The sequence below is a fragment of the Bradyrhizobium sp. WSM1743 genome (assembly GCF_000473065.1).
Taxonomy (GTDB): Bacteria; Pseudomonadota; Alphaproteobacteria; order Rhizobiales; family Xanthobacteraceae; genus Bradyrhizobium.
This window is the reverse complement of record NZ_AXAZ01000097.1, coordinates 1-22727: the sequence shown is the minus strand read 5'-3', so window position 1 is coordinate 22727 and position 22727 is coordinate 1. Positions and strand designations below refer to the sequence as shown.

At 57.6% G+C, this 22727-nt stretch carries 18 protein-coding genes and 3 pseudogenes; 10 read left to right on the top strand and 11 right to left on the bottom strand.

Annotation, left to right across the window (positions count from 1 at the left end; genetic code table 11):
- Positions 1 to 612: right-handed parallel beta-helix repeat-containing protein (locus YU9_RS46735; RefSeq protein WP_198028354.1), on the top strand; the 612-nt coding region annotated here is incomplete at its 5' end.
- Between the two features lie 29 nt (positions 613 to 641).
- Here YU9_RS46735 and YU9_RS43540 read toward each other — a convergent pair.
- Positions 642 to 1607: a glycosyltransferase family 2 protein gene (locus tag YU9_RS43540; RefSeq protein WP_036018945.1), complete on the bottom strand. Its 966-nt coding sequence runs from the start codon at positions 1605 to 1607 to the stop codon at positions 642 to 644.
- Between the two features lie 218 nt (positions 1608 to 1825).
- Between YU9_RS43540 and asnB the strand changes: the two genes are divergently transcribed.
- The 4 genes and pseudogenes from asnB (at position 1826) to YU9_RS0135355 (ending at position 8080) form a co-directional block, all read left to right on the top strand.
- Positions 1826 to 3694, top strand: coding sequence for an asparagine synthase (glutamine-hydrolyzing) (gene asnB, locus YU9_RS0135370; protein ID WP_027576975.1), 1869 nt, complete (start codon positions 1826 to 1828; stop codon positions 3692 to 3694).
- A gap of 14 nt (positions 3695 to 3708) precedes the next feature.
- A complete protein-coding gene (locus YU9_RS0135365; RefSeq protein ID WP_027576974.1) occupies positions 3709 to 4641 on the top strand; it encodes a glycosyltransferase family 2 protein in 933 nt (310 codons plus the stop codon).
- Between the two features lie 785 nt (positions 4642 to 5426).
- A pseudogene (locus YU9_RS0135360) lies at positions 5427 to 6710 on the top strand (nucleotide sugar dehydrogenase); the annotation flags it as partial.
- A gap of 146 nt (positions 6711 to 6856) precedes the next feature.
- On the top strand, positions 6857 to 8080 hold the full coding sequence (locus YU9_RS0135355; RefSeq protein WP_036018944.1) for a glycosyltransferase family 4 protein: 1224 nt from the start codon (positions 6857 to 6859) through the stop codon (positions 8078 to 8080).
- Between the two features lie 395 nt (positions 8081 to 8475).
- On the opposite strand, the gene YU9_RS43535 is transcribed toward YU9_RS0135355, so the two are convergent.
- The gene (locus YU9_RS43535; RefSeq protein ID WP_051380628.1) at positions 8476 to 9915 is read right to left on the bottom strand and encodes a bifunctional 2-polyprenyl-6-hydroxyphenol methylase/3-demethylubiquinol 3-O-methyltransferase UbiG; all 1440 of its coding nucleotides are present in this window, start codon (positions 9913 to 9915) and stop codon (positions 8476 to 8478) included.
- A gap of 515 nt (positions 9916 to 10430) precedes the next feature.
- Between YU9_RS43535 and YU9_RS50855 the strand changes: the two genes are divergently transcribed.
- From YU9_RS50855 to YU9_RS48435, 4 genes are all read left to right on the top strand, one after another.
- Complete coding sequence (locus YU9_RS50855; RefSeq protein ID WP_256375934.1) at positions 10431 to 10562, top strand: hypothetical protein; 132 nt, start codon at positions 10431 to 10433, stop codon at positions 10560 to 10562.
- A 4-nt stretch (positions 10563 to 10566) separates the two neighbouring features.
- Positions 10567 to 11172 carry a hypothetical protein gene (locus YU9_RS0135340; protein ID WP_245266676.1) on the top strand — a complete coding sequence of 202 codons (606 nt, stop codon included), beginning with the start codon at positions 10567 to 10569 and terminating at the stop codon, positions 11170 to 11172.
- A 456-nt stretch (positions 11173 to 11628) separates the two neighbouring features.
- Positions 11629 to 12468 carry a 2OG-Fe(II) oxygenase gene (locus tag YU9_RS43525; protein WP_245266674.1) on the top strand — a complete coding sequence of 280 codons (840 nt, stop codon included), beginning with the start codon at positions 11629 to 11631 and terminating at the stop codon, positions 12466 to 12468.
- Positions 12469 to 12614: 146 nt separating this feature from the next.
- Complete coding sequence (locus YU9_RS48435; protein WP_156952309.1) at positions 12615 to 12791, top strand: hypothetical protein; 177 nt, start codon at positions 12615 to 12617, stop codon at positions 12789 to 12791.
- 905 nt (positions 12792 to 13696) lie between these two features.
- Here the strand turns inward: YU9_RS48435 and YU9_RS43520 are convergent.
- From YU9_RS43520 to YU9_RS43510, 4 genes and pseudogenes are all read right to left on the bottom strand, one after another.
- A pseudogene (locus tag YU9_RS43520) lies at positions 13697 to 14988 on the bottom strand (HlyD family type I secretion periplasmic adaptor subunit).
- A gap of 7 nt (positions 14989 to 14995) precedes the next feature.
- Positions 14996 to 15702: pseudogene (locus YU9_RS46730) on the bottom strand (ATP-binding cassette domain-containing protein); the annotation flags it as partial.
- 440 nt (positions 15703 to 16142) lie between these two features.
- Positions 16143 to 17312, bottom strand: coding sequence for a glycosyltransferase family 4 protein (locus YU9_RS44875; RefSeq protein WP_156952308.1), 1170 nt, complete (start codon positions 17310 to 17312; stop codon positions 16143 to 16145).
- A 244-nt stretch (positions 17313 to 17556) separates the two neighbouring features.
- Positions 17557 to 18276 carry a transposase gene (locus YU9_RS43510; protein ID WP_245266672.1) on the bottom strand — a complete coding sequence of 240 codons (720 nt, stop codon included), beginning with the start codon at positions 18274 to 18276 and terminating at the stop codon, positions 17557 to 17559.
- 812 nt (positions 18277 to 19088) lie between these two features.
- Here YU9_RS43510 and YU9_RS43505 point away from each other — a divergent pair.
- Positions 19089 to 19544 (top strand): ATP-binding protein, encoded by a 456-nt coding sequence (locus YU9_RS43505; RefSeq protein WP_305728071.1) that lies wholly within the window; start codon positions 19089 to 19091, stop codon positions 19542 to 19544.
- Here the strand turns inward: YU9_RS43505 and YU9_RS50480 are convergent.
- The 5 genes from YU9_RS50480 to YU9_RS0135235 all read right to left on the bottom strand — a co-directional run.
- Positions 19468 to 19704 carry a helix-turn-helix domain-containing protein gene (locus tag YU9_RS50480; protein ID WP_027576963.1) on the bottom strand — a complete coding sequence of 79 codons (237 nt, stop codon included), beginning with the start codon at positions 19702 to 19704 and terminating at the stop codon, positions 19468 to 19470. The genes YU9_RS43505 and YU9_RS50480 overlap by 77 nt on opposite strands.
- Before the next feature lie 591 nt (positions 19705 to 20295).
- Positions 20296 to 20970, bottom strand: coding sequence for a recombinase family protein (locus tag YU9_RS50475; RefSeq protein ID WP_245266670.1), 675 nt, complete (start codon positions 20968 to 20970; stop codon positions 20296 to 20298).
- Positions 20889 to 21077, bottom strand: coding sequence for a hypothetical protein (locus YU9_RS49375; protein ID WP_027576960.1), 189 nt, complete (start codon positions 21075 to 21077; stop codon positions 20889 to 20891). Before YU9_RS49375 ends, YU9_RS50475 begins: the two co-directional genes overlap by 82 nt.
- Before the next feature lie 302 nt (positions 21078 to 21379).
- Positions 21380 to 21703 carry a hypothetical protein gene (locus tag YU9_RS48430; RefSeq protein WP_156952307.1) on the bottom strand — a complete coding sequence of 108 codons (324 nt, stop codon included), beginning with the start codon at positions 21701 to 21703 and terminating at the stop codon, positions 21380 to 21382.
- A gap of 403 nt (positions 21704 to 22106) precedes the next feature.
- A partial coding sequence (locus tag YU9_RS0135235) for a right-handed parallel beta-helix repeat-containing protein (protein WP_027576959.1) occupies positions 22107 to 22727 on the bottom strand: 621 nt, incomplete at its 5' end.

The following is a 22727-nucleotide window of genomic DNA, read 5'->3' as shown; positions in this document are numbered from 1 at the left end:
ACGATCAAGAACTGCATCGTTCAGAATTTCACCAACTGGGGCATCCTCGACACGAATGATGCGCTCAACACCCGTGTGGAGAACTGCACTATTGATGGCACCGGCTCACATGGAACAACTGGTCTCGGTGTCGGGGGCGGCACCAACTCTGCGATAATCGGCTGCGATATTAAGGGTATGGCGATCGCCATCAATATGTTCGGATCCGCCTTGGTCAAGGACAACTATATTCACGACCTGAATGATACGTCGAGCGACCCGGCGGCCCGGCACTTCGATGGCATACGGGCAATGGTGAGCGGCGCGGATATCGAGCACAACACGATCATGATGCCCGACCGAGACGGCGGCACTGCCGCCGTCTTCATCAATACTGAGTACCCCGATGCGCCCGGTCCCATTGATAATCTTCAAGTTAAAAATAGACCCCGATTATCAGCAACAATGTCCAATGGGATAACAAAAAGAGCCCCACCCCGTACCCAAAAAGATGATCGCCCTTTTGCTTCGCACCGCCGAGGCGGCGCCGGACAACTTTTACGACGGCGTCAACGTCATCCTCTCCGCCATCGAACACAACTCCCGCCGCATTCTCGTTTGGCTGAGGAGTGAGGAGCCTCTTGCGTCTTATCCCGGTCGCTCTACGGCCCGTTCCCAGATTCCGGCCAGCCATGCCACCATTCGGGCCGTCGTCGCCAGATCTCGCCCCAAGTTTGGGCAGCCATGCGCCGCCCTAGCGCGCGCGTTGCCCAGTATCGGCTGAGCGGCCAAAGCCGGAAGAGCATCAGGCCGGCCGGCCGCTGCCAACGAGGAAAATGCCGCCGGATCAGCAGCACCTTGGCACGTAGTAGCCGCACCATTTTGTCGGACCGCACTGTTTCGGAAGCACCGGCATAATGGACGATTTGAGCTTCTGGCGTGATCATCGGCCGCGCCCCCTTCGCCTGGGCGCGCAGGCAGAGATCGGCTTCTTCGCCATACATCACGTAGCTCGGGTCAAAACCTCCGAGGTCCTTCCAGAATGCTCGCCGGATCAGAAGGAAACACCCCGTGACGATATCGACCCCGCGCTCGCTGTCGCGCGGCCAACCGCCGTAACCTTCGGGATTGAAGAGCGTGCTGCGGCGGAACAGGCTGGATAACCCCACGACCTGGCTCGTCACGCTCCAGAGCGTCATGCGCCGCCAGCAGTTGGTAGGGTTGAGGCTGCGGTCACCGTGGAGCGTCCGACCGCCCCAGATTCCAGCTTCGGGCACACGACGCGCAAAATCAAGGAGCCGATCGATTGCTCCCTCAAGTACGACGGTATCGGGGTTGAGCAACAGAAGATACTCCCCGCGGGCATGGGACGCAGCTATGTTGTTGGCCTTGGCGAAGCCATGGTTCTCGATTTCCGCCATCAGGCGGACATCCGGAAACTCTGCCGCGATAGCAGCGGCGGACCCATCGGACGAGGCATTGTCCACCACAATCAGTTCGAAGGGCTGGCGTGTCTGCGCAAAGACCGACCGCAGGCATTCCAGCGTCATCTCGCGCGTGTTGTAGCTGACGACAATAATGGAAATGACGGGTGCAGATCGATCGAATTCGCCAGCCGCGATTACCATGCACAACCGTCCCTGCTATACCGACCGGTGGCTCGAGAGCAACACCACTCTGGATTATATTCTCCACCCCCAAATTAATATACCTATGGACGAGGATTATATATCTTGACTGCCCTGAAATCCCGATAATTATTATTGCAAATCAAATATTAACGGCATTTATTCGGCTTATCGTGTCGGATATGCCATTTATTGCAAGGTGATCAGAGGAGCAGCCTTTGTGTGGCATTGCGGGATGGATAGGACCGCCAGCAGACCTTGGATGCCTGCAAATCATGACGAACGCCATTCGGCATCGCGGGCCGGATGGTGAAGGGCAGGTGATCCTTCCCCTTTCTGGAGGAGCAGTGGCCGCTATGGGTCATCGTCGCCTTTCGATCATCGATATTTCAGGTGGCAGTCAGCCAATGACTAGCCACGACGGGCGCTTCACCATCGTGTTCAATGGCGAAATATACAACTACATCGAGATCCGAGAGGAGCTTCTTAAGCGCGGCGCGCGATTCACGTCCAGCTCGGATACCGAGGTTATTCTCGAAGCTTGGCGAGCCTGGGGCGCGGAATGCCTGCCCCGGTTCAGGGGCATGTTCGCCTTTGTGCTGCACGACGAAGTTGCACGGACCATTGTGCTGGCGAGGGACCAGTTCGGCAAGAAACCGCTGTTCCTGGCTGAACGGCAGACGCCCTCGGGACCTGTGTTGGTGTTCGGCTCCGAGATATCAGCGCTCCTCGCGCACCCGCAAGTCGATACAGAACTCGACGTCGAGACTCTGTACCATTATCTCTGCTGGCGTTACGCCCCTGGCCCCTACACCTTTTTCCGCGGCATTCGCAAGCTGCAACCAGGTTGCTTTCTGACGTGGCAGGACGGAGTGATGAAAACGGAGCGCTACTGGACCGCGCCGGAGGAAACCGCGCAGTGCCGGAAGCCACCCTCCGATCCGATTGCAGCCTTCCTCGATGTATTTGATGAAGCTGTGAGGCTACGCCGCAGGGCCGATGTGCCGCTTGGGGCCTTCCTGTCCGGCGGGCTCGACTCCGCAGCGATTGTGGCGACATTGGCCCATCTTGGCGCACCAAATCTACGAACTTTCTCCATCGGTTTCCGGGATGATCCGGCTTCCGAACTGACCGCCGCCGCCGAAACTGCTGGTGAGATCGGCACAACACATACATCCTTGGAGCTGGCCGCGAACGACCTTACCAACTTGCTCCCGATGCTTGGCCGCCACCGCGGCGCTCCGATCACGGAACCCGCCGATTTACCAATCTATCTGCTGTCGGTGGAAGCGGCGAAACACGTTAAGGTTGTCTTATCTGGCGAAGGGGCTGACGAGATGTTCGCTGGCTATCCGAAGCACCTTATCGAACGATATCTTGGTCACCTTGCTGGACCGGGAGTTCTGTCGGTCGCAGGGCACGCTTTGCTGATCGCAACATCCCCGGCTCCCGCAGCGGCTCGCAGGTTGAGGATTGCCTCAAGAGCGATGCGCGCGCGCCGGTTCGATGAGCGAATGATCTTGTGGTTTGGTGCGATTACGCCGGTCGAGCGGAGCAGAGTTTGGATCGGGCCATCGGTTTCCCGCCAGCCTGATACTCGCCCTTTCACTCCAGCGCCGGGAAGCACATCCCTGCGCCGGGTGCTTCATTTTGACCAGACGTCTTGGCTGCCCGACAACCTGCTCGAGCGTATGGATATGATGACCATGGCCGCCTCTATCGAGGCGCGCGCGCCATTCATGGATGTCCAGCTCGCGGAGTTCGCCAGCACCTTACCTGACAGCTACCGGATAAAGGGGAGAGTCACCAAACGGATCGTACGCGAAGCATTGGCTCCACGGCTACCGCAATCAGTTCTGACCCGGCGAAAGAATGGCTTTCGAATGCCGGTGACCGAATGGTTTCGCGGCCCGCTGCGCGATTCGGCAAGAGAGCTCCTGCTTTCGCCGGACAGTATCTCCAGCCCCTATCTCGACCGCGCGACAGTCGCGCTTTATCTGGACGAGCACGCCAACGGCAAGCAGAACCACGAGAAAACGCTCTGGGCCCTGTTTGCACTCGAGACGTTTCTACGCGAATTCTTCTGACGGAGTACCCGGCAATGCTCATCTCGATTATTATTCCGCACCTCAACCAGGAAGACCATCTCAGAGTTGGATTGGAAGCCCTGCACGCCCAGCGCGGCGTCACGAGCGATGTCGAGATCATCGTCGTCGACAACGGTTCGGCCAGACTGCCCGACAAAATCTGTTCTGCCTGGCCGGATGTACAGCTCCTCTTAGAGAGAATTCCCGGCCCTGGGCCGGCGCGCAACCGTGGAATCCGCGAGGCGCGCGGCCGGATCCTGGCATTTATCGACGCCGATTGCCGAGCCGACTCCGGATGGCTTTCCGCGATCGAAACCGCGTTGACCGATGGGACGACGACAATCATAGGAGGCGATGTGCGTGTCGGGTATGAGCACCCGTCGCGGCCTACATTTCTCGAACCATATGAGAGCATCTATTCGTACCGCAATAACGAACACATCGCAGAAGGATTCTCTGGGACCGGCAATCTTGCAACCTTGCGGTCGGTCCTCGCCAAAGTCGGACCGTTTGCGGGAATTGAGGTTGCCGAAGATCGCGATTGGGGCCTTCGCGCTCGCGCTGCCGGTTATGCAATACGATATGTGCCGGAAATGATAGTATTTCACCCGGCCCGGAAGACCTTCGCGGAGCTGAGGAGGAAATGGGATAGACATATCGCGCATGATTACGAACGCATCCGGCCTCAACGCCTTGGGGCTTTGCGCTTTCTGGCAAGAGCAATCGCTGTCGCCGGGTCTCCGATATTTGAATTGAAGACAGTTGTCTCCTCGCCGCGCGTCTCGGGCTCCTACCAGCGCATTCTCGCACTACTTTGTCTGATCGCGATCAGACTCTATCGCGGCGGCCGCATGGTCGGAGTGCTGCTCAGGGGAGACGGCCGGCAGATCTCGGGAGAGTGGAATCGAACTCAACCGGCCAGACAAGAGCCTGCTGCAGTCGATTAGCCCAATCCGTTTCATCCAATAGTTGCAACAACCTCTTGGCATAGGGCCAAGGCTGTAGTTCTCCAATATGACAATCACGGTGGCTATCCCGGCGTATAACTCCGCTGCCACCCTCCGGGAAAACGCTTAATTAGGTATTCCGGCAGCCCGTTGCACCAGATGAAATTCTCGTGGTGAAGATCGCGGCACCGCCGCTACGCAAGCCATCTCGGAAGCTAGGAATATGACCGCAATTCATCAGGAGAATGCGGGTATCACGAGCGCCCGCAAGCTTCTATGCACCAGAGCGACACGGCAATCTCGCTGCTTTTCTTGACGCCATAGTCGTTTCGCCAGAGCCAGGATGACATCGACACTAATCATGATATTGACGTCGGCATAGGACAACCGCATGAGATCCTATCGCCGAGATTCAGCGCATGAGTGTTCTTTGCGATCTCGGACTCGACAACTCGGACGATCGCACGAAACGCCGGCGATCTCGGCGGTGTCGTCAGTGCAGCCATTGCAGACCACGACCGCGTCTATCCGGCTGACCGAAACTTGCAGATCACGGTCCTTATATCCTGGCGATTAACGAGCTTTCGCTGTGGGCCGGAATCGCGATCGAAACCCTGGTTACTACCGCGATTATCAGGCGCAAGCGGCGTCGCCCAGCCAATAATATTAAATCTCGCTATTTAAAAGCTATTGCCAAATTCAAATTGTCGATTTAATTTAAATTAAACGCGGGTTTTTCCGAGGGCAGCTTGGTCGATTAGCTTACGCTTCCGAAGGATCAAATTATGGAAAGCTTGGTGTACAGGGGGTCAGGTCTCGCGCGGCACACTCCAAAGCACATCGATGTCCAAGAAATTATCCCTGCGGACAGTGCAGCGAAGCTCAGAATTGGCATTTTCGGAATTGGTTATGTTGGTTCGGTGTCTGCAGCCTGCCTTGCGCGGGATGGCCATAAAGTGGTGGCGATCGATGTCAACGAGGACAAAGTCGATGTTCTCAACCGAGGTCTCTCGCCAATCGTAGAGCCAAGGCTTGGCGAAAGCATCCTTTCGGGTGTCCGCGCCGGCCGCTTGAAGGCGACGACGGATGCTGTTGAGGCTGTCCTATCAACCGATATCTCCTTTGTCTGCGTTGGAACACCGTCGCAGGAAAATGGCTCGCTTGACACATCATTCGCATGCCGAGTGGCGCAACAGATCGGAGAAAGTCTCCGCGAGAGTAGCCATTTCCATTCCGTTGTAGTTCGCTCGACAATGCTGCCCGGGACGATGGAACAATTGATCATACCTATACTTGAGCGATCGTCGGGCAAACAGGCAGGTCAAGGCTTCGGGATCGCTTACTTTCCTGAGTTCTTGAGAGAAGGAATGGCCATCGCGGATTATGACGATCCGGGCGCGATAGTGTTCGGTGTCGACAATGACGAGCGGACCCTTCGGCGTCTGCTGGATATTCATTCGAAGTGTTCCGCGGCACCGCAGGTCATGTCTGTCCGCGCGGCGGAGGCCGTCAAATATGCAAACAATGCGTGGCACGCCACGAAGATCAGCTTCGCGAACGAGTTGGGCCTGCTTTGCAAGGCGATGGGTGTCGACAGCCATGAGATCATGAAGACGCTTGTGAGCGACACGAAACTGAACATCTCTCCTGCCTACCTCAAGCCTGGATTTGCATTCGGCGGTTCTTGTTTACCAAAGGATGTAAGTGCCTTGCGCTATGCCGGAAGACTGGCCGACGTCGAGACTCCCTTACTCGATGCCGTCCTTCAGGCGAACGAAAACCAGCTTCGAAGCGCCTTCCGACTGATTGCCGCAACGGGCAAGCGACGTATTGGTGTCGTAGGATTGAGTTTCAAGCCTGACACGGACGATTTGCGCTACAGCCCTCTGCTGGAGATCACCGAAAGACTGATTGGTCGCGGTTATGAAATAGCAATTTATGATTCCAACGTTCGTTTGTCGCGTCTAACCGGGGGCAACAGGGATTATCTGACGGAGCGCTTGCCTCACATTGCCTGTCTGCTTCGGGAAACAATATCTGATCTTATTGAATTCGCAGACGTCCTTGTGGTTGGAAATCGCGCCGAATTTCAGAGATACCCGCATCCCTTACTGGATGAGAAAATCCTCATCGATCTTGTGCGGATCAACCCGAAGATGCGGACCGGAGCAAATTATCACGGCATTTGTTGGTAATAGCGAGTTCCAGGATCAGCATGACAGTAACATCTGCTTTCGACGCGGCGGGTACCGCTCGGCGGCGCAAAATCCTAATCATCGTGGAGAACCTGCCGGTTCCTTTCGATCGTCGCGTCTGGGCGGAAGCGCAATCACTGCGAGAAGCAGGCTATGATGTATGCGTGATCTGCCCCCGTGGTCCGTTCGCGGAGAGCCCATTCGAATCGATCGATTCCATCGAGATCTATCGCTACCCGCTGCCAATTCAGGCCGAAGGCAAGCTGGGGTACTTTGCCGAATACAGCACCGCACTGTTTTGGCAATGTGTGTACTCCTTCAAGGTGTTCCGGACCAGAGGTTTCGACGCGATTCACGCCTGCAATCCACCAGACCTCATTTTCCTAGTTGGCGCCATCTATAAATATTTGTTCGGCAAGAAGTTCGTTTTCGATCACCACGATCTAAACCCGGAATTATTCGAAGCAAAATTTGGAAATCGCGGGCTGCTTTGGAGAGCGCTCATCTTTCTGGAACGAATGACTTTCCGCGTGGCAGACATCTCGATCGCCACCAACCTGTCTTATGCCCAAGTCGCCATTCAGCGCGGCAAGATGAAGCCGGATCGGGTATTCGTCGTCCGCTCGGGGCCGGACCTCGCGCGCGTGCGCGAACTGCCTCCCGACGTCACCTGGCGCAACGGGCGCGCACATCTCGTCGCTTACGTCGGCGTTATCGGGGAGCAGGAAGGCATCGATCTTCTACTGGAGGCAGTGCGGCATATTACTTCAACATGCCAACGGTCAGATGTCCAGTTCGTCGTCATGGGGGGCGGTCCGAGCCTGAAGAAGCTGAAGGAGACGTGCGCCCGCATGCAGCTCTCGGAATTCGTGAACTTCACCGGCCGGGTTGATGACACTACACTATTCAAAGTGCTCTCCACCGCAGACATCTGTGTCAATCCCGACCGTCCCAATGTTATGAATGACATGTCCACCATGAATAAGATCATGGAGTACATGGCGCTGGGCAAGCCGATCGTGCAATTCGATCTCACGGAGGGGCGCGTGTCGGCGCAATCAGCCTCTCTCTACGCGCGCAAAACGGACACTGCCGATTTCGGTAATAAGATTCTTGAACTTATCGATGACCCGGCTCGTTGCCAAGAGATGAGCATGTACGGACGCCAACGCGTACGCAACGAGCTATCCTGGGAACATGAAGGGCCGAAACTGATTGCGGCTTACGAAGCTCTCTTCAAATAGGTCTTCAACCCGCACGCCACGGTATGGCAGCTCTCGCCAGCTATCACCGCTGCCACCACTCGCTCTCGCAGATTATTGGAAGGAGGTCGGCTCATCAGATGAGGCCCCCGCCCAACCAGCATCATCACAAACCACTCCTCACCGGAACCCCCGATCCAGCCTAGCCAGCCATGAATTGCTCCTAGGGCGGTGAAATCCCCACAAAATGATTTAGCCCGCCCAGTTCCACGACGGGACGCAAAATAAAATTGTTCATGAGCGCTGGTGCTGGCGAAGGCGTTCTTGATCCATCGTCCAACGATTAGCGCACGTCTCGAACGTCGCAAGAAAGTAGGTAAGGACGCAAAGCCAATAAGAACAGCAACAGTCCGAGTAAGTATATCCCTCGCGTCGATTTACTTAACTTTCCTGGTGGCCGTAACCACGATGGAACTTGCGAATGGCGACAAGAACAGTGTTGGGAGATGCCCGGCGATCGCGGAAGCCAAGCCGGCCCTCCCGTCCGTGGGATGCGGCAGGATTTTGGATATTTTTTCGATCCTGAAGCCTGCCTTGGAACACCACTTTCGGATTGATCGAGCGGAGCTAAAATGCGTTCCCATCGTCGTGTAATCAACGAGGGGGATGAGCGGACCATCCTTCCACCGACTTCTAATTGCTTTCAACGACATCATATTCGGCGTTTGTATGATCAGTGTCGAGTTCCCATGCATGAACGTGTGCATTAGTGAAAGCCACTTCTCAGGTTTGGGCGCGAGATGCAATATGTTCGAACAAAGAACGCAGTCGAAATGCTTTTTGTTTTTCAAACCTTCCAAGTCTTCATAAAACATCTCCACCCCGTCAGCTGCCGCACCACTGGCAATAACCGGATCCAAAGGTATGGCGGCAACACGCAAACCCTTCTTCGCCAGCCATCGTTCGAGGGCCCCCGAACCGCAACCTATCGAGAACACGCTGCGTGCGGCGGGCGGAATCAGCGAAGTAAATTGTTCCGTAACGGGCTCGTAATAGTCTTTGGAATACGCATTGCGCCAAAGCCTGGTCTCGGTCGGGATCAATGCTTTCGGCGGACAGTCGGCAATGCGTAGTAATACATCGATTTGTCTGCCAAACTCCTCGGCCGTGACGCCTATTTTCCCCACATAGCGATTGGACATGTGGTGAACTGTAAACGCACCTAGGTGCGAAACGGGAATCAACTTCGTGAACCCGCATTGAGTATATGGATCTGTGGCTGCCGTGCACAACAGATCATATTTCCCTTCGTGCGGGGCAACGTCGAACCCTCCAGACCTAAGCGCTGCGGCTAATTGCGCTTGGGTAAGTACATAGCAAGCAGCGTGCTCATTCGTGAAGTGAGCCAATGTATAGGCGCCCCGCCGCCTAACGGACGACGGATCCCAATGGAAATGGGCGTGAGCGTCCGGATAATTTACCTCGCCATTGCTGCCGAATTCGATTCGTAGAAAACCCGCCACCTCATTTGGCAATAGCTCAGCGGTTACGTTCAACCACGCTCGAATTGTCTTCTCCGCAATGAGAATATCATCTTCGGAATATACGAATAGATCATAGGAGTTAGCTCGCTCAACGAACAGCTTCTTGTGCGCAAAAGGAAGCGACCAAGGATTTTTGTTCGGGAGCCCGATAGTACATTCAATGTCCGCGCCCAGATTCTTTTCGATGTTCGAGAACACAACAATATCGATTTTGAACGGCATAGATTTGTACTGACGGATAATCTCCTCCAGGTAGGGGGCATTGTTGGTACCGTAACTCGCAATGCCCACCAGAATTCGGATCGGTGGCTTTGTTTCGATCGAAGCAGCCATATTTTTGCGTCACGTTTTGAAGATGCAGGCTATGGTGAAATGGCACATTAAATTTATTTGATTATTTAACCACGCGATAGCGTGAACGGGAATTTAATTTAAATTACATTAATATAGCAAGTGTGACCTCATCTGGAATAGTCCGCCCACGAGCCACGAATGAGGTGCTAGACCAAAATCGAGCTTATCCCCACTCGATGAGGGTAGGCGAACGCAGGCGATCTTGGGAGGGACGCGCCTATCAAGTCCAAATCCGAAGCGAAATCTTGAGGTTTTTCCGTAGCTTGGCCGGAATGTAGTAGCGGATTTGACGGTGTTACATCCACCCGGATGTCTCACGTCGGCCGCGCCCTGAAAGGCTCATTCGTGGCGCGTCCCTCCTATCTCGCTCGACGCGGCGACGGTCGCTATTTCCTGCAGATTCGGTTGGGGAGAACAGGCAGCAAAACTCTTTGGCTCCCCTTCTCCGTATCAGCCTCAGGACCGGAAACTTTGATGAGGCGAGGCGCCGGCTGATGGACAATCTCGGATGGGTGCGGGAGCTGATCGCAGCTCCGGACCTGGAGGCGCTGGGGACCGTCCTCGACGCCCGGCTGCGCGCCTATGTCGAGCGTGACGTGCCGGCGGACGCGCGGGTCGGTGCTTGAGCGCGTGACCACCACAACCATCAAGAGCCACTATTGGGCCGGGCTTTATAAATTCGTTGACTTTGCCATCGCCGAAAAGCACTACCGCGGACCGCGTCCCAAGTTCGTGTGCATCGAGCCGGAAAACCTGGCACCGTTGCCGCGCGATGCCTTCGACGATGATGAGTTGCTCACGCCGTTGAAGTTGCCGCTCTTCACCGGCTGCAAGAATCGCGTGCACGTCTGGCAGCCCGGCGGGTACCTCGTGCAATCGCACATCTATTGGGGCTTCTTGATCTGCTTCCTCACCGGCATGAGGCCCGGCGAGGTCGGCCAGCTCAAATGCACCGACGTCCGCACCGACGGCGAGCTTTATTATTTCGACCGGCGGCCGTTCGATGCCAGGAACGGACGGATCGCGGTCAAGGACCTGCGCAATCTCAAGACGAACGCCGCCGGCCGAGTGATTCCGATCCATCCGCTGCTCATCGAGCTGGGACTACTGGGCCGAATGCAGGACCTGATGGACCTGAGAAGAGGAGCGGCTCTTTCCCGAATGGAACACTTATACCCGCAAGGACGTGCTGCATTGGGGCTAGAGGACACGCCCGGCCGCTCCTCATCGCATTGACAACTGCCGGTCTAGAAGTCGACACAACCACCCGCTTGCCAATGAACCATTGCGCGCGCTTGCATATGCAACGGACAGAGAGGTGGGCAGCAGCAGCTGTCATCGCTGGAAGGGTCACGGCTGCAAATTTTCCACAGCTCTTCAAGAATTCCCTCGACGTCCTGCACGCGAGCCTATTCAAAACATAAGCCAAATCGTCGCAATGCTGCAGTGCAAATGCTTGTTACATTCGCCAATTGAATGATTTAAATAGACTGCACATAGGTTGCAGCTTTGGTGAGTGACATGTTGAAACAATATTTCTGCTCCAGAACCGCTTTCCAAAATATACAATTTATTTTGGATTTATTTTGACATTTAATTTTGATTATTTTAACCGTATTATTTATTTGTTTAGGAGCCAGATCGAAGCCGAGCGGGCCAACAGAGAGAAACTGCTACAGAGGAGACGCGAAATTGCATGTAGATTTCCAGCTTCACTCGCTGGGCGGCCTGTTCGTCCGGACCGACGCACTGCGTACCGAATATACCAATGCAAAACCTTGGCCGCACATTGTCGTCAATGACGCATTTCCCGAAAAGTTGCTGGACATGATAGCGGCCGAATGCGCAGCGCTCGAAGAGACCAGTCTGATCACGACAAACACTGATCGTCTCGTGAAGCAGGAGAGTTCGGAGGGCTTGGGACCAGCTACCCAGCACCTGCTCAGTCTCGTGGACAGCACTCGTTTCCGGGAATTCGTGTCGGCGATCACGGGAGTTCGCGACCTTCTTTCCGATCCAACTCACAAATTTGCCGGGGTGCATCGAACGCCTCCAGGGGGCTTCACGAAGATCCATCAAGATTTCGAGATACATCCGACGACCGGACTGTTCCACCGTGTCAATCTACTCATCTATCTCAATCGGGATTGGCCCGACTCTTACGGCGGCAGTCTTGAACTGTGGCCTCGGGACATGTCGGCGCTCGGACGCCGCATCTTCCCGCGGTTCAACACCATGATCCTCTGGGAGACCCACGGCGCCACGCTCCATGGGCTGCCCGATCCGGTCACCTGCCCGCCCGGTCGAATGCGCCTGTCGGTCGCCTCCTACTACTACACCACGACACGCCGCGTCCCTGCATCGGGCGAACGCCGCGTCCGGTATTGGGCCGCGCGTCCCGGCGAAGATCAGTGGATCGAGCGAATGGGCTGGCAGGATCATCTTCGCGCGCTCATACCCGACCCGCTCTATTACATGCTCCGCGCGACGCGCGGTCGGATATCCAGAGCGCGCCGGCTGAGAGCACCATGAATCCGGCATCTTCCACGGGCAACATCGGGATTCGAATCCCTGACCGGAATTGAAGCCGGCGCAACCATCGCGCAATTGCGTTCAGCTGACACGGACACGCAAATTCCCTCCAGGTCGGCTTTTCACCTCTTCGACTGCAGAAGCCGATGAAACTCGCCATCGCGCGGATGGAGCTGGATCTGTCGGGATTGACCGTTCTGACCGAAGCCGCAAGTGGCGCCTATGCGGTGACCGCCGTCCTCGCAGGAATGGCGGGAGCCAAGCACGTCTACGCATTCACAAAGACTGGCCGCCACGGGACCGTGGCCGATGTCAGACGATAGCCTCTGGAGCTCGCTGTCCGCTGGGCGTCGCTGATCGCATCGAGGGACGCAGCCGCGGTCAAGGCTGGCCGGAGGCCACCGCCGGAGGCGGCGCGAAGCGGCCTTGACGGTGGCGAGGACGGCGCGAGGTTTGAAAGCATCATCATGGTCGCATCGCGCCCCACAGAACCTCTCCTGGAGAAGATCAGGCCCGAGGTGCTTCACAACATCGAATATCGTCACCAACAGTGGCCACCTTCGCCCTCTCACGGCTGCGCTGATTGACCAGCTGCGCAGCGACACCTTGATTGCTTGAATGTTCGAGGCCTGGGAATTTCGTCGTGAGGACCTGGATATCGACGCATGCGCGAGGCGCAGCATTCCCGTCGCCGGCGTTCAACGAGCGACACCCCGCCGTCGATGGCCCGCTCGGCGTGAAGCAGTTGCACGACTGTGGTGTCTGGCGGTCTGCGGCAACAGAATCGGCTTACTGTCAGCAACGGCTGCCGGGATGACTGGGCTTATTTTGTTGCCGAAGCCAAAATCGTCCATGAACGGTGCTTCCCTGGGGAGGACCGATGTCACATGCCAGAGCTACTCGTCATTCTGGGGCTGAAGCTTCAATACTTGTCGGCGTTGCGGCCATGACCTTGCACGCCAAGCAAATGGACGTCCTGAGCGGACGGTCGTTCGAGCAGTCCGTCGCTTCACGAGCGGGCGACAGGCATACGCCGCGATCGGGCCGTCAAACCAGGCCGCCCACGCAGTCCTGGCTTGTGATCAGCTGTCGTCGACCCGACACGCCGACTGCCTACGCTCCCGGCCGCCAAGGCGCAATTCGAGGGGCTGGCCGCGCCGCCGACGCGCGCGGATAGGACGCAGCCTCGAATGCATGCATTCGAGGTTGCGATCCGGTTCGGAGGCGCTCAGCGCTCCCTGAACGCGCGCTCCGCCTGATCCTGCAGCGGCTTGAGCAGGTAGGATAGCGCGGTCCGACCCGGCGTCTTGATGAAGACCTCGACCGGCATGCCGGGCAACAGCTTGGCCGATCCGAGTTTCGCCAGTTCCTCCGGCTTCAGCAGGGACGCGCCACATATAGTAACTCGTTCCGGCACGCCGATCCTGCGTAATGTCTGCCGAGACCAGGCTGACCTCCCCGTCGATTTCCGGGGTGGTCTTCTGGTTAAAGGCTGCAAAACGCATTGTCGCAGTCTGCCCCACATAGACCTGATCGACATCGCGCGGTGCGATCTTGACCTCGACGACAAGCGAGTCCGCATCCGGGACGATGAGCATGATTTGCTCGCCGGGAGAGATCACCCCCCAACCGTGTGGACGCTGAGCTCGTGGACGCGGCCGGATTGCGGTGCCCTGATGTCAATCCGATTCAGCTGATCGACCGCCGCCGTCTTGCGTTGGGCAAGCTCGGAGAGTTTCGAGCGAGTTTCCATCAGATCCTTGCCGACTTCTGTCCGCAGGTCGCCGATCTGAATGATCTGAAGCCCGATTTCCGCGATCTTGCCCTTTGATTGGGCGATCATTCCCGCAAGCTGACTGCGCTCGCCTTCCAGACGAGCGGTATCACGCTCGAGGGAGTTGAGCCGGCAGGTTCTTTTGCCAGAGGGTGCGCACGCCCTCCAGTTCTTGGCGGATCAGATCGATCTCCTTCTGCTTGGCCTCTGTCTGGCCCGTAAAACCCTTGTTCTCGTCTTCCAGCTGCGCCTTCTTTTCCTGCAACTGCGCTTTTTGGCGCCCCTCGCCTGATGAAGCAGGTCGAACAATCTCTGCTCGGCAGTGATCGCGCGGCTTGCCTCGGTCTCCTTGGTCCGGTCGAACAGGGCCTTGGGAAACACGATCTGCTCGGCGCCGTCGCGCTCCGCTTCGAGGCGAGCCTGCCGTGCCAGCAGTTCATCGAGGCTCTGGTGACGATCGTCGCGTTTGCAAGCGTCTGCGTCTCGTCGAGACGGATCAGGACATCACCGGCATTGACCCGGTCGCCCTCCCGCACGCGCAGCTCTCCGACAATGCCGCCTGTGGCGTGCTGAACCTTCTTGACGTTCGAATCCACCACGACCACGCCCTGGGCGATCACGGCGCCCGACAATTGGGTCGTTGTCGCCCAACCGCCGATACCGAACGCCACGGTGCCAAACATGATCATGCCGACAATCATGTAGCGCTGGATGGATTCCATGGCCGGTGTCACGTGGCTGGTCATCGGCGGCCCCGTGACCTTCCCTGACCACCTTGAGCGGCACAGGATTTCGCAACACTCTGTTGAGAACCTCCTCTCTCTTGCCGAAGGACTGAACCCTGGCTTCCCGAGGCACAGCACAGCACATGGTCCACACACCTTGCAGCGCCTTCGGGCGATGCGCGACAACGGCGACAATCCCTCGCCGGCGGCGCACGTTCAGGATCGCCTCGGTCAAAGCCTCCTCGCCCTCGGCATCGAGATTCGAAGACGGCTCATCGAGCACGACCAGGAATGGTTTGCCGTAGAAGGCGCGCGCTAGCCCAATGCACTGTCGCTGACCCGCCGATAACGCCATCCCGGCCTCGCCAATTTTCGTGCTGTAGCCGTCCGAAAGGGAAAGAATGAGCTCGTGCGCGCCCGCGGCATGCGAGGCTTCAAGTACTGCAGCAGCCGTCGCCTTCGGATCGAACCGCGCAATGTTCATGGCGATGCTGCCGTCGAACAGCTCGACGTTCTGAGGCAGATAGCCGATATGCTTGCCGAGCGCGTCCGAAGACCAGTGATCGAGCGCAGCGTTGTCGAGCTATCCGGCCGCGAACGCATGGCCACACCCCGACCAAGCGCCCGCGCCATGGTCGATTTGCCCGAGCTCGGACCGATGATTCCGACGGCCTGCCCGCTTCGCAGCTGAAACGAAACTTCACTAAGGGTCGGGCTCTCCGCATTCGGCGCACCGATGCGCAAACCGCAGGCCGCGTGTTGCGCCGCAGCCATAATCGCGCGAGCACTTAAACGCAATAATTAATGCAAATGCGACCACGGTTTAATTTCTCGTGCGAGAAGAGCGGGTAGGAGGTTCGCACCGATAAGACCACATACCAGCTGTCCATGAGGCTAGCCAAAATTGGGTTCGTTTGGCGCTGACGCAACTTGCTCGAGGACGCATGCATCTTTGATCGTTTGCTGTACCACAGCCACGCATCACGATCCGCGGCAACAGCTACCGCTCGAAGGAAAGGCGCCGATTGCAGAAGCCCACTGCGCTAGAGGCCAAATCGGAGAAGAAATCGTGACTCAAGCCGCTCGCTCGCTACGGCGCTATGAAGGGCGCGCTTCGCGAGCGGCTTGCTTCACTTCCGCAAAACAACAAGGGCTCACTTCATGCCGCCGCGGGGTTAAATCCTGACGTCGCTTGACTTCAAATTGGCCGCATCGATCATACGGCCTTTTGTATAGAGCCCTTCGAGGATCGGAACGACTTTACCGAGCCAGCTTTTCCAGTTCAGCGCATGATCGAATCTGACGCGCGATGAAATCCGAAGCTGCTCGTATCTTGCCCTCTCCGACCAGATCGACCAGATGAGGTCGGCATATGCATCGGGGCCGGCATCTGCCGATAAGAGGTGTCCGTTCACGCCCTCATGGACCACATCAGCAACGCCTCCTGTCTGCGTTGTGATGACCGGAACGCCATAAGAGTTCGCTTCCGCAAAGATCATAGGTGAGCAATCCTGCCGGGTCGGGACAAACAAGAACGCGGCCTGACGCATGATCTCATCGAACTTGAGGCGACCTTCTGGGGTTCCCTTGCCAATGAAGCCGTGAGCGATGATTGCTTCCGAGCGTTGGCCTTGGGGTGGCGTGGCGCCGATGACGTGAAGCCGGACCGGATATCCTGCCTGAGCTAGTTTCTCCACTGCGGCAATGGCAATTGCACCACCCTTCCGATTCCAGTCCACTCCGATGAAAACGAGGTGGCAGACGTCATAAGGCACGGTCCGACTGAACGAGTTTTTCCCTTCGACATTGGCGCCCCAAGGCACCGCATGGATGCGGCCTGGATCGGCCTGGTAGTCGTTGATGGCGGAACGCGCGGCCCATGCCGTCGAGTAGAGACAAACTCTCGCCCTTAGAACGGAAGTTCTGTCGAGCTCCAAGGCGCACTGGGCGATCGTTTCCGGTAGCCGGGAAAATTCCTGATAATAGTCTCGCATCAGCGGCACGGTCGCGTCCGAGACATGAACCGTCGCTATGGCCTGCGCAAGATATGCTGTGATCGGTGAGCAAGCGATGGAGATGGCAATATCGACGCCTTCTGATTTCAATTGTTGAGCGATCCGGCCAGCGTCACGCTTTGCGATGGCGTGGCTCCATTCCAGATCGATGCGGCCCGAACTCGCCTTTCTTACTGCACGTCGGATGAACGGGAACCACGGTGCCCGCGGCGCTCTAACCGTGACTAGATCCGGAAATTTCTGCGCCAGGGCCTTGGTCATAAAATAAGGCGTGCCGGACCAAGTACTGATATCCAGCGGATTACCCGCTGCAATAACCGCTAAACGCATTAACTGCTCCAGAGTTAACGAAAGGATACACACTACCCCACCACTCCAATCCCGCCTAGCCCCATGACAGGGTTACAATGGGTCCTGGTCGACGCCGGGAGAGGGACTTCGCTACCTCACCTCCACTGAAAAACTCGCCCGCTGCGAAATCGATTCTGTCGACGTCAAACGCGAGCTCAGGCGCCGCTCCGCCGTGGAGCCCGTGATCGGTCGCATCAAGGCCCACGGACGCCTCGGCTGGCTGCTAGTGGAGCGACTCTAACGTTTGTTCCCACGTCTGACAGCGGCGAGCATGCGATTTGGGTGAGCCGTCCAAACGAAAGGTTTCGGTTCGGCGTTGGTCTCTTCGATGAAGCTGTTGATGGCCTCCTTGAGATCGCCAACGAATCGAAAGACGCCGCGTTTGAGGCGGCGTTTGGTGAGCTTGGCGAAGAAGCCTTCGACGGCGTTGAGCCAGGAAGCCGTGGAAGGTCCAGCGTGGATGCTGGGTGAGCCATTGGCGGACCTTTGGATGGTGGTGAGTTGCATTGTTGTCGACGACCGCATGGATAGACTTTTGCCTGGGAAACCTGTGCGTCGACCTCGTTGAGGAAGGAATGAACTCCTGATGCCGATGACGCTTCATGTTGCGACCGATGATGGTGCCGTCGAGGACATTGAGTGCGGCGAACAGCGTGGTAGTGCCGTTGCGCTTGTAGTGTGGGTCATGGTTCCGGCGCGGCCCGGCTTCATCGGCAACCCGGCTGGGTGCGGTCGAGGGCCTGGATTGGCTCTTCTCATCGACTGAAAGGACGACGGCATGCGCAGTAGGGTCGACATAAATGCCGATCACATCCTTGAGCTTTTCGGCGAACTTCGGATCGTTCGACAGCTTGAACGTTTGGATACGGTGCGGCGCAAGCTGATGAGCCTCCAGAATGCACTGCACCAACCGCAGACTGATCCCGATCGCCTCTGCAAGCATCCGGCCGGTCCAATGCGACGCCGCTCCTGCGGCGGGCCGCTCACAAGTTCAATCACCTTCCGAACGGTATCGCCGGCAGCGGCGGCTTGCCGGGAGGGCGTGTCTTGTCGCGCAGCAGCCCGTCGACGCCCTCCGCCATGAACCGTGCCTGCTAGCGCCATGCCACCGGCTTGCTTTGCGCGACCGCCGCATGATCTCGGCAGTGCCACAGCCATCGGCGGTCGCGAGGATGATTTGGGCACGCCAAACATGCTCCTGTGGCGCGCTGCGGTCCGAGACGACAGCCTCAAGTCGACCGTGATCCGCTCGGGTGACATTGACGACAATTCCTGCTCTCATAACGAGAGCTTGAACCGCTTCGGCCGATTTGGGAATCGTCCGAATGAATCAGACCACTAAACCAGCTCAAGGGCCACGACAGCGATGCCGCTAACCTCGTTCTGATCGCCGTCATCTTTGCCTCCTCCTCGCCGGGCTGAGGCTTCTGTTGCGCCTAATCCTCACGGTCCTGCCGCGATCGCTCGTCCTCCCAGCCACGCTTGAAACGGCTTCTTAAGGGGCGACTAACGGATCGCAAAGCAGGTATCGTTCGCATTCTCGATCAAGGCCACATCATCGCCGTCCATCCCGTTCTGTAAGGTCGCCGGCGGACCCGCATCGCACCTGAGCATCGCCAGGCACTTAACCGGCCCAGATCGCGAGCTGGCGCGGCCGACGCGCTCGGCGGTCGGACCGGCGATCCACATTCCACGACGGTCGCTGGAGTTTTACCAAGCTGTCTGCAAACGGCTCGCCCAATCGGGAGGCCGGCCATGACCATCCACACGCAGCCGGCAGCGATCGACAGCGTCAAGAAAATCCTGGTCGCACTCAAGATGCCACGTGCGCTGGAAATACTGGACACCGCACTGCGGCGAATCGAACAGGGTGAGGTCACCTGGATTGAGGCGCTCGATCAGCTGCTTGTCGACGAGCTGACGCTGCGCGACAATCGCCGTGTCAGCACCGCGCTGAGAATGTCTCGCCTGACCACCGTCAAAACGCGCGCCGGCTTCGACTTCGCATTTCAGCCCTCGCTCGATCGCAATCGCATCCTGGCGCTGGCCGAATTGAAGTTCATCGACCGCGCCGAGGCGGTCCATCTGCTTGGGCCGCCCGAGTCCGATTCATACTGCCCACCTCGCTATGTCATTATAGTTCAAGCTCTCCTTGGCGGAGATCGCCAGACGACGGGCGCCGGAAGCGCCGCGCCTGCGCGGCATTCCTGATCTCGGAGTGCTCCAGATCAGGCGCCTTGATCACCCATGGTGCGCCTTTGCGCAGCTGGTGCGCGGGCAAGCGTCGCTCCGCGATCAGGCGGCGAACCGTCGATGGGCTGACCTTCAACGCAGCGGCGGCTTCATCCAGAGTGATTTCTCCTCTCTCCATGGGCTCGCCTTCTCCCGGTAGGGCGCGATAGCTTGGTGGTTGCGCAAGTGGCGAACGCGGGCGCGGTCCAGCTGTTACCGTGCCCCGTCGACTTTGCCCGCTCGGTTGAGGACCGCCGCGATCGTGCCGTCGGGCATCTGGCGTGCCAGAACACGCACGAGATCGATGACATCTGCGGATGTGTTCCAGCGGTGTTGGCCCGTGCGGTTCTTTCTGGTTTCTAGCGCTGTGTGATCCCCGCCCTGCCAGTGGATCACAAGCTCAATTGCCGCATCGCGGACGCGTACAACGATTTCGTGGATTAAGGTTCGGATGATTCACTAGCGCGTGGAAGGCGTCGCGCCACGACTGTTCCAGGCCCGCTCCAAATCGGAGCCAAGCGCAAGCACCCGCTCGCGATCGGCCTCGCTCAGAGGACTCTCCGGTTTGGCCAACAGTGCACCGCGCTCTTTCTCGAGCGCGCGGACCGCCAGCAGGCGTTCATTCCAACGTCGCTCCAGCTCGCCGGCGACCAGACGATTGTCGGGATCGACAGCCTCATAGCGCCGACGAGCCCGAGTGGCCTCATAGCGCGCTTGCTCAAGGGCAAGTTCAAGTTGACTCAGCTTCTCGTGTGCTCCCGGCCGCGGTCCTCCATGGCGTACAGCGCAGCCTGGACTCCGAGCGGCTGGAGGCGCGCGATGACTTCGACGCTGATTGCGCATCCACACGCGGGCCGCCGAATGAGATGCATGGCTCTCCGCCATGATTCATCTGGCTACCGCGGCAATGATAGCGCCCGACGTTACTGTGCGTGCCGCTGTAGGCAACGTGAAGTTTGCGACCGCAGTGACCATAGCGAAGGAGCCCTGCAAGAAGCGCCTCACCGCAGCGGACCGAGCCACGACTCATGAAGCTCTTCCCATTGGCGCTATTGGTGATCAAGCGCTGACTCCTCTCGAACTCCGCCCATGTAATGTAGCCCTCATGGTGGTCCTTGATCAAAACCTCCCAGGTGCTGCGCTCCCAGCGGAAGCCCCGCACGATTCTCTTGCGGCCGGCCTCGATCGTCATCCGACTGCCAGAACGCCCGAGGGCGTAGGCGCCAGCATAGATCGGATTGGTCAGGATGTGGCGGATCGTGTAGGTAACTTCCACTCGACGTGACGGCGCTCGGGGCCACGGCTGACTGCAGGCAAGGCGATTCACTCTTGTAGGTGAACCTGGCGCAGCGTCTGCATCTCGGCGAACTTGGCGAACACGAGTGCGAGCGCCTCCTGAATGCATCGATCAGGATCCTTCTCAATCTGATCGTGGGAGACTTTGATATAGCCGAAGGCAACGTTGAGGAAGAGCTCACCCTGCGCGCCTTCAAACTGACGCTGCCTCGCCATCAAATTGAGCAGCCATCGCTGACTCGCTGCTCGCGAAGTTGCGGACGAGGGACCCCAATCGCCATAACAATGCCGATTTGTCAGACATTTCAAACACCACCTCCTTGACCTATTGGTGTATTCATGCGTGATGAAGCTGCTCCGCATCTGCCCGGCCCGAGCAGACACGTAGACTGCGACCACGAGCCGGCCGTAGGTTGCCCTGAAATCATTTCCGATGAAATGGTGAACAAGGGCTCCCTGATCACGGACTAAACTAACCACGCAATTATCCGGACGAAGTTCGAGATCATCTTGGCCGACTACCAGGCGGCAAGGCCCAGGTTTTCTCCAATGGGTAGATCATCGAGCTCTTCTGCTCTTGAAGGAAACATTTTCTTGCTGGCTTGCGGAGTGCTCTCGCCCCACACAGATGACCGGTCGAACCGGCTCGCAGGATCGCAACTGCCGCTGATGCCGGTTGAACTGTTTGGCGGATCGCCGCATGCGGCAGCTTGAAATGCTGACAGGAGATCACGCTTCCCCTGAAATTGCAGGTTTAGGTTCCGACAGCACCAAAACCCTGCAATCTTAAAAACAGCTTGCTCATTCTTCAAGTGCGGCTCGCTCGCGGGCTTCGACTGCATGAAGCCGCTTGATGAGATACGGACACATTCACACATTTATCGTGTGTCTGCCCTTAAGATGCAACCGGCGGCGATGTTGCCATCGCCTGTTTTTTGGATGATCTTGCGCGTACCCCCGTCACTGAGCGACGAATAGCCGTTGCGAATCCGCCCCGCCTCCTCCCATGATGCTGAGGACACGCTGGACGACACGGAAGTGGCTAACGCTACAAAATGGTCTGTAGATACTACGTCGCTCAGAGCATCGGCCAGTGACTGGAAGACGCGAAAAGCTGGCCTATGGGTCGCTAAATGTATCCTACCCTTTCATGGGAGACATTTGACTAGGTTAGGCGATTTGCTATCACCGCTTGACTAGGGGGTACCGCAATCCGTATCCGCAGTTGCGCCAAGCAAAAGGGCATCATCTTTTTGGGTACGGGATGGGGTTCTTTTGGTTGTCCCATAGGACATTGTTGCGGATAGTCGGGGTCGTCCCGCTGACATTGAAGTAGCCGTACATCCCGCGCTCAACGTAGTTGTTTTCGACGGTGACGTTGGTGACGGCACCTTCCCCGCGCGTCACATAGACCGTGTACGAAGCGTCGCCGGTCATCAGGTTATCTATAACCTTAACATTATCGATAGGACCGGGCGCATCGGGTAACTCAGTATTGATGAAGACGGCGGCAGTGCCGCCGTCTCGGTCGGGCATCATGATCGTGTTGTGCTCGATATCCGCGCCGCTCACCATTGCCCGTATGCCATCGAAGTGCCGGGCCGCCGGGTCGCTCGACGTATCATTCAGGTCGTGAATATAGTTGTCCTTGACCAAGGCGGATCCGAACATATTGATGGCGATCGCCATACCCTTAATATCGCAGCCGATTATCGCAGAGTTGGTGCCGCCCCCGACACCGAGACCAGTTGTTCCATGTGAGCCGGTGCCATCAATAGTGCAGTTCTCCACACGGGTGTTGAGCGCATCATTCGTGTCGAGGATGCCCCAGTTGGTGAAATTCTGAACGATGCAGTTCTTGATCGT

Coding starts and splice junctions, on each gene's coding strand:
- YU9_RS43540 (WP_036018945.1), bottom strand. CDS start 1,607: ATGGTAATCGCGGCTGGCGAATTCGATCGATCTGCACCCGTCATTTCC.
- YU9_RS0135365 (WP_027576974.1), top strand. CDS start 3,709: ATGCTCATCTCGATTATTATTCCGCACCTCAACCAGGAAGACCATCTC.
- YU9_RS0135355 (WP_036018944.1), top strand. CDS start 6,857: ATGACAGTAACATCTGCTTTCGACGCGGCGGGTACCGCTCGGCGGCGC.
- YU9_RS43535 (WP_051380628.1), bottom strand. CDS start 9,915: ATGGCTGCTTCGATCGAAACAAAGCCACCGATCCGAATTCTGGTGGGC.
- YU9_RS50855 (WP_256375934.1), top strand. CDS start 10,431: ATGGACAATCTCGGATGGGTGCGGGAGCTGATCGCAGCTCCGGACCTG.
- YU9_RS48435 (WP_156952309.1), top strand. CDS start 12,615: ATGAAACTCGCCATCGCGCGGATGGAGCTGGATCTGTCGGGATTGACC.
- YU9_RS44875 (WP_156952308.1), bottom strand. CDS start 17,312: ATGCGTTTAGCGGTTATTGCAGCGGGTAATCCGCTGGATATCAGTACT.
- YU9_RS43510 (WP_245266672.1), bottom strand. CDS start 18,276: ATGCTTGCAGAGGCGATCGGGATCAGTCTGCGGTTGGTGCAGTGCATT.
- YU9_RS43505 (WP_305728071.1), top strand. CDS start 19,089: ATGACCATCCACACGCAGCCGGCAGCGATCGACAGCGTCAAGAAAATC.
- YU9_RS50480 (WP_027576963.1), bottom strand. CDS start 19,704: ATGGAGAGAGGAGAAATCACTCTGGATGAAGCCGCCGCTGCGTTGAAG.
- YU9_RS50475 (WP_245266670.1), bottom strand. CDS start 20,970: ATGCATTCAGGAGGCGCTCGCACTCGTGTTCGCCAAGTTCGCCGAGAT.
- YU9_RS49375 (WP_027576960.1), bottom strand. CDS start 21,077: ATGGCGAGGCAGCGTCAGTTTGAAGGCGCGCAGGGTGAGCTCTTCCTC.
- YU9_RS48430 (WP_156952307.1), bottom strand. CDS start 21,703: ATGCAGTCGAAGCCCGCGAGCGAGCCGCACTTGAAGAATGAGCAAGCT.